The following is a 6,630-nucleotide window of genomic DNA, read 5'->3' as shown; positions in this document are numbered from 1 at the left end:
CGTGACCGATTGTGCCCACGTTAACGTGTGGTTTATTACGTTCGAACTTAGCCTTAGCCATGAGATCTTCCTTTTTGAACTGCTCATGCAGGATCACTGCATGAGCGCTTGGTTTTTAACTATGAATTAGTTTGGGCTTATAGTAATCGAAAGATTACTCGTCGTCACCTTTTTTACCGCCAGACTGGAACTTAGAAATGATGCCGTCAGCCACGTTACGTGGAGTTTCAGCATATTTAGCAAATTCCATAGAGTAAGTCGCACGACCTTGAGACATAGAACGCATATGAGTTGCGTAACCAAACATCTCAGCAAGTGGAACTTCAGCTTTAATTGCTTTAGTACCACCAGGTAAATCGTCCATACCCTGAACCATACCACGACGACGGTTTAAGTCACCCATGATATCGCCCATGTAGTCTTCTGGAGTTTCTACTTCAACTTTCATGATAGGTTCAAGAAGAACAGGATCTGCTTTCATGAAACCGTCACGGAAGGCATAAGAACCAGCCATCTTGAACGATAATTCGTCAGAGTCGACATCATGGTAAGAACCGTCGAACAATGTCGCTTTGATGCCAACTACTGGATAACCAGCAAGGACACCATTCTTCATACGTTCTTGGATACCTTTGTCAACTGCACCGAAGAATTCTTTAGGTACCACACCACCTACAACTTCTTCAGCGAATTCGTATTCTTTACCAGCTTCAGGATCAAGCGGTTCTAAACGTACGTATACGTGACCGAATTTACCTTTACCACCAGTTTGACGTACGAACTTACCTTCTTGCTCAACAGTCTTTTTGATTGTTTCGCGGTAAGCAACCATTGGTTTACCAATGTTCGCTTCAACGTTGAATTCACGTTTCATACGGTCAACGATGATGTCAAGGTGAAGCTCACCCATACCAGCAATAATTGTTTGACCAGATTCTTCGTCAGTACGAACGCGGAATGATGGATCTTCCTTAGCCAAACGACCTAAAGCGATAGACATTTTTTCTTGGTCAGCTTTAGTTTTTGGTTCAACAGCCAATGCAATTACTGGCTCTGGGAATTCCATACGTTCTAGAGTGATGATGTTTTTCTCATCACATAGTGTATCACCAGTAGTTACGTCTTTAAGACCTACACACGCAGCGATGTCACCAGCACGGATTTCTTCAACGTCTTGACGATCGTTCGCGTGCATTTGCACGATACGGCCGATACGTTCACGTTTAGATTTCACTGGGTTATAAACAGAGTCACCTTGTTTAAGAACACCAGAATAAACACGTACGAAAGTTAAGTTACCTACGAATTTGTCGTTCATGATTTTGAACGCAAGCGCAGAGAACGGAGCTTCGTCAGATGCTTCACGAACAGCTTTAGTTTCAGCTTTGTCGTCAAGGATACCTTCGATTGCTTTAACTTCAGTAGGAGACGGCAAGAATTCAATTACTGCGTCCAACATACGTTGAACACCTTTGTTTTTGAACGCTGTACCACAAAGCATTGGTTGAATTTCACAAGCCAATGTTTGAACACGAAGACCAGCAACGATTTGCTCTTTAGTCAAATCACCGTTGTTCAGGTATTCATCCATTAACTCTTCAGAAGCCTCAGCAGCAGCTTCAACCATGTTTGTACGCCATTCTTCAGCAGTTTCTTGAAGATCAGCAGGGATATCACCGTACTCGAACTTCATACCTTGTGAAGCTTCGTCCCAAATGATCGCTTTCATTTCGATCAGGTCGATAACGCCTTGGAAGTTTTCTTCAGCGCCAACAGGGATTACTACAGGTACAGGGTGCGCACCAAGACGTGTTTTCATTTGTTCAACAACACGGAAGAAGTTTGCACCAGTACGGTCCATCTTGTTCACGAATGCTAAACGAGGCACTTGGTATTTGTTAGCTTGACGCCATACAGTTTCAGACTGAGGTTGTACACCACCTACCGCACAGTAAACCATACATGCACCATCAAGAACACGCATAGAACGCTCAACTTCGATTGTGAAGTCAACGTGTCCCGGGGTATCAATTACGTTGATACGGTGTTCTGGGAACTGCTTAGACATACCTGACCAGAATGTAGTGGTAGCAGCAGAAGTAATGGTAATACCACGTTCTTGCTCTTGCTCCATCCAGTCCATTGTTGCTGCACCATCATGTACTTCACCAATTTTGTGAGATACACCTGTGTAGAACAAGATACGTTCAGTAGTTGTGGTTTTACCCGCATCAATGTGAGCAGAGATACCAATGTTACGGTAACGAGAAATTGGGGTTTGACGAGCCATGATCTCTTGCATTCCTAAATTTTGTTGTTTAAAACAGGACGCTTTAAGTTGCTAGCAACTTAAAGCGCTTTGATGACAATTGGGTGAAACCCATATCATCACCGTCCTGATAAGGGCCTGTTTTATTTGCTTAGAAACGGTAGTGAGAGAATGCTTTGTTGGCTTCAGCCATACGGTGCACATCTTCACGTTTTTTAACCGCTGCGCCTTTACCTTCAGCTGCATCAAGCAACTCGCCAGCAAGACGTAAAGCCATAGTTTTTTCAGAACGCTTAGCAGCAGCATCTACTAACCAACGCATAGCCAAGGCAGTACGACGGGATGGGCGCACTTCCATAGGTACCTGGTATGTAGCACCACCAACACGGCGTGCTTTTACTTCGACCATAGGACGAACTTTTTCAAGAGTAGTCTCGAAAAATTCAACTGGGTCTACTTTAGATTTTTCTTGAACGCGGTCTAAAGCACCGTAAACGATACTTTCAGCAATAGATTTTTTACCATCTTGCATTACGTGGTTCATGAATTTAGCGATTGTTTGGCTGCTGAACTTAGGATCCGGAAGGATTTCACGAGCAGCGACTACGCGACGTCTTGGCATTTTAAAACTACCTATAAATATGACACTTCAGGTTAATCCAGCAGTAGCACAAAGTGTCGTGTGCATTCGCTGGCCTTACTACACGTCGCTTGAATTTTCACAAAATTAAATGCAGAAATCAGACAAGCGAGACGATAAAGGATTGCAGTTCTAGCGAAATAAGAACTTAATCTCAAAAGATTATTTCTTAGGACGTTTAGTACCGTATTTAGAACGAGCTTGGTTACGATCTTTAACACCAGCACAGTCTAAAGAACCACGAACGGTATGGTAACGTACACCTGGTAAGTCTTTAACACGACCACCACGGATAAGAACAACACTGTGCTCTTGTAGGTTATGGCCTTCACCACCGATGTAGCTAGAAACTTCGAAACCTGAAGTTAAGCGAACACGGCAAACTTTACGCATTGCTGAGTTAGGTTTTTTAGGTGTAGTTGTGTAAACACGTGTACAAACACCACGGCGCTGTGGACAAGCCTTCAACGCAGGAACTTTAGATTTTTCAACTAAAGTCGTACGACCCTTACGGATCAACTGATTTGTTGTTGCCATGTGGCAATTCTCCCGTTAATAAAAAGCCCCAAAAAAATACTACTTTTTGAGGGCATGCAATTGTATGTCAAGATGCAAAATCGGTCAATATGCCGGAGTCAGGCAAAATACGATCGCATCTCGACTTTAAGCGTTTATTTTATGGCGAAAATCACTTATTTTTTCGATTTCGTGGCAGCATTTTTTGCAACATCTTCCGTAGTTTCCTCAGCTTGCGTTTGTTTGTCTGCAGTCTCGGAGTTTTCAGGCTTGTTTGTATCCGTCTCTTCTTCAGCGGCTGCCTGTAACATTTCTGTGTCATTTTCCTGCAAGCCGAGCTCTTCTTCCAGTGCTGCATCTGCATCAAAAGAATCTTTTGGAATAGCCGGTTTTTGTTCCTGTTTAGCATCGGCGTGTTCAACCAGTTTATCGGTCAATTCATCCAGACCTTCACTGACCTTTTCATCTTTTTTCACTTCAGCTTCTTCCGGGCTCAAGCTTTCCTGATCTTTCTTAACCAGTTTGACTTGCTTGATAGTTTGATTGCCTTCAATTGGGATTTCTTTATCCAGAATTGGCTTATCTTTATCAGCGGCTGAATGATCAAGATTTTCCATCAGCTTCGGGGTCGCCTGCTGGAGCAGGTCAACGGCTTTTTCATAGGCAGCATATGGCGACAAACCTAGATCCTGATGCTGCTGTAGATACTGACGGGCATGAGAGAATACTTCTTGTGCTTTCTGGTTCACATCATTCACAAAGCGATGACTATAGACTGCGCCAATCCCTGCACTCGCCAATGGAGTCAGTTTGGTTAACTGCTCTAATAAAGACAGTTTCGGGAAATGGTTCATCCATTCCCACTTCATGCTACCATCCTGATTGCTGAGCCATTTTTTCAGTGTTTCCACATCATTGCTTGATCCAAGCATAGTCTGCAACTGGGAAAGGTCATGTGTTTTCAAAGTACTGCTCAGCGCTTTAAGCCCCATCAACAGCGCCTGTTTTTCTGCAATCAGACTGAGATCAATCTGTCTAAAGATATGCTGTACAATTTCCTGATCGTCTTCCTTGCTCAGGTCAAAACCATAAGAACGTCCCACTTGATAGATGGTACGCAGTGCCATCAGTAAAGAAGCTGGAATATCAATCGCAGTTCCCAATACCCCAGTGACACCACTTACAGCGCCTTGTACCGTCGCCATCCATTTATTTTGTTCAGCAAATGCCTGAGAAATGCGTTGTGAACGCGTAGTGTCCTGAGTTAGTTCTTCCAGATCCTTCGCCCCAGCTTCATTCAGGATGGCATCAACCGAACTCATCTGGTTGCTGAACTGATTCAGGTGATTATAAAAGTAGTCAGATACTTTGTCGGCCAGCTGGGGAGAAACAAAATGCGCGACATTATTCACGGTATTAAAACGACGGCCCAGCAGCTGACGGGAAACATTTGGAAGATGTTCGCGTAGCATGTCTTTGGGATTTTCATATTTTTTTGAAGCAAAAGGGCTTTTGACTTTTGCCGAGCCATCAACAGCATGATCGGTATTGAAGGTTTTAGTCACAGAATCTGGTGCAACATGATTTAACAGTTCCAAACCTGTTGAACTGAACTTTTTCGCCACTCCAAAGGCATTCGAAATCAGACCATTAGATTGTTTATTATTAGCATTTACCATTTTTTACCTCAGCATGCACGTGCTTGTATTTGGTATAAATACTAGGTGTAGTCAGCATTTATCTCAACCTTATTCTGTTTCATTTAGTAAAAGCTCTACACAGTACTTTATAAACTCAACCTACTGTCACACGGCATAACATTTGCCATAAGATTTCAAAAATCTTTCTGCTATGATGTTCTGCATTGTGAAATAGGGGTTAGCGCTATATTTTGCTGTCTTATCAACGCCAGATATCTCCCGCTGCCCCAGAGATAAACTATAAGGATCTGTAGATGAAACGTGTTGTCATCACTGGTATGGGTATTAACTCGTGCATTGGTAATACATTAGAGGATGTGAATCACTCTTTACAAAACGGGATTTCAGGAACACGTTTTAATCCGACTTATGCTGAACTGAATTTCAAGAGCCATGTTAGCGCTGCTGCTGAACAGGATTTTGATGGTATTGACCGTAAGCTGAAACGCTTTATGGGCGTGTGTGCGATGTATGCCTACAATGCTGCGGTGGCTGCTGTTGAACATGCTGGCTTAAAACAGGAAGATCTGGCGAATAATCCACGTTATGGTATTGCCGGTGGTTCAGGCGGCAACTCGACAGCATCTGTAGTAGAAATGACAAAATTGCTGGAAGAAAAAGGCGCACGCAAAGTCGGTCCATTCTTCGTCCCACGCAACATGTCAAATACCATTACTGCGAACGTCGGTGTGGCATTTAAATTACAAGGGATTGCACACTCGATTACTAGTGCTTGTGCAACTTCTGCCGATGCCATTGGTTATGCTTACAACCTGATCCAACTGGGTAAACAGGATCTAATGCTTGCCGGTGGTGGTGAAGAAGATCACTGGTCTCAAAGCCTGCTATTCGATGCGATGGGTGCATTGTGCTCTAAATACAACGACACTCCTGAAACAGCTTCTCGTCCATATTCAGTAGACCGTGACGGTTTCGTGATTGCTGGCGGTGGCGGTTTCGTGGTACTTGAGTCTCTAGAACATGCTCAGGCACGTGGTGCGAATATTCTGGCTGAAGTTGTGGCTTATGCAGCCAATTCGGATGGCGCTGACATGGTTGCTCCATCTGGCGAAGGTGCAACACGCTGTATCCTGATGGCTCTAGAAGAAGCCAAACAGCATGGCGTAGATAAAATTGACTATGTGAATACACATGGTACTTCTACTCCAGCAGGTGATGTTACTGAACTTAAAGCCATGGCACGTGCCTTCGGTGAAGGTCAGGTTCCTCCACTCAGCTCGACTAAATCTATGACAGGTCACAGCCTGGGTGCTGCAGGTGTACAGGAAGCGATCTACTCTATCCTGATGATGCAAAATGACTTTATTGCACCAAACATCAACGTGACCGAACTGGATGAAGGCGCAAAACCATTTGATATCGTACTTGAAAAACGTGACGCAAAATTGAATACTGTGATGAGTAACAGTTTCGGTTTCGGCGGCGTAAATGCTTGTCTCGTTTTCAAAAAATGGGAAGGCTAAGCCGCCCATTTTAGGGTGACT

Annotated in this window: 5 protein-coding genes and 1 pseudogene; 1 reads left to right on the top strand and 5 read right to left on the bottom strand. The window is 43.8% G+C overall.

Annotation, left to right across the window (positions count from 1 at the left end):
* The 5 genes and pseudogenes from RJ01_RS15800 to RJ01_RS08055 all read right to left on the bottom strand — a co-directional run.
* Positions 1-61 (bottom strand): annotated as a pseudogene (locus RJ01_RS15800) (elongation factor Tu); the annotation flags it as partial.
* Positions 62-154: 93 nt separating this feature from the next.
* A complete protein-coding gene (gene fusA, locus RJ01_RS08070) occupies positions 155-2,290 on the bottom strand; it encodes an elongation factor G (RefSeq protein WP_034170678.1) in 2,136 nt (711 codons plus the stop codon).
* A gap of 130 nt (positions 2,291-2,420) precedes the next feature.
* A complete protein-coding gene (gene rpsG / locus RJ01_RS08065; RefSeq protein WP_004783282.1) occupies positions 2,421-2,891 on the bottom strand; it encodes a 30S ribosomal protein S7 in 471 nt (156 codons plus the stop codon).
* A gap of 180 nt (positions 2,892-3,071) precedes the next feature.
* Positions 3,072-3,446, bottom strand: a complete 375-nt coding sequence (gene rpsL / locus RJ01_RS08060; protein WP_004783283.1) for a 30S ribosomal protein S12 — start codon at positions 3,444-3,446, stop codon at positions 3,072-3,074.
* Between the two features lie 155 nt (positions 3,447-3,601).
* Positions 3,602-5,104 (bottom strand): EcsC family protein, encoded by a 1,503-nt coding sequence (locus tag RJ01_RS08055; RefSeq protein WP_034170677.1) that lies wholly within the window; start codon positions 5,102-5,104, stop codon positions 3,602-3,604.
* A gap of 275 nt (positions 5,105-5,379) precedes the next feature.
* Here RJ01_RS08055 and RJ01_RS08050 point away from each other — a divergent pair, with 275 nt between their 5' ends.
* The gene (locus RJ01_RS08050; protein ID WP_034170676.1) at positions 5,380-6,609 is read left to right on the top strand and encodes a beta-ketoacyl synthase N-terminal-like domain-containing protein; all 1,230 of its coding nucleotides are present in this window, start codon (positions 5,380-5,382) and stop codon (positions 6,607-6,609) included.
* Positions 6,610-6,630 lie beyond the last annotated feature (21 nt).

This window comes from Acinetobacter sp. YZS-X1-1, assembly GCF_000804305.1.
Taxonomy (GTDB): domain Bacteria; phylum Pseudomonadota; class Gammaproteobacteria; order Pseudomonadales; family Moraxellaceae; genus Acinetobacter; species Acinetobacter variabilis.
Note: the sequence above shows the minus strand (reverse complement) of the source record. Positions and strands in the feature narration are given on the sequence as shown.

Coding starts and splice junctions, on each gene's coding strand:
- fusA (WP_034170678.1), bottom strand. CDS start 2,290: ATGGCTCGTCAAACCCCAATTTCTCGTTACCGTAACATTGGTATCTCT.
- rpsG (WP_004783282.1), bottom strand. CDS start 2,891: ATGCCAAGACGTCGCGTAGTCGCTGCTCGTGAAATCCTTCCGGATCCT.
- rpsL (WP_004783283.1), bottom strand. CDS start 3,446: ATGGCAACAACAAATCAGTTGATCCGTAAGGGTCGTACGACTTTAGTT.
- RJ01_RS08055 (WP_034170677.1), bottom strand. CDS start 5,104: ATGGTAAATGCTAATAATAAACAATCTAATGGTCTGATTTCGAATGCC.
- RJ01_RS08050 (WP_034170676.1), top strand. CDS start 5,380: ATGAAACGTGTTGTCATCACTGGTATGGGTATTAACTCGTGCATTGGT.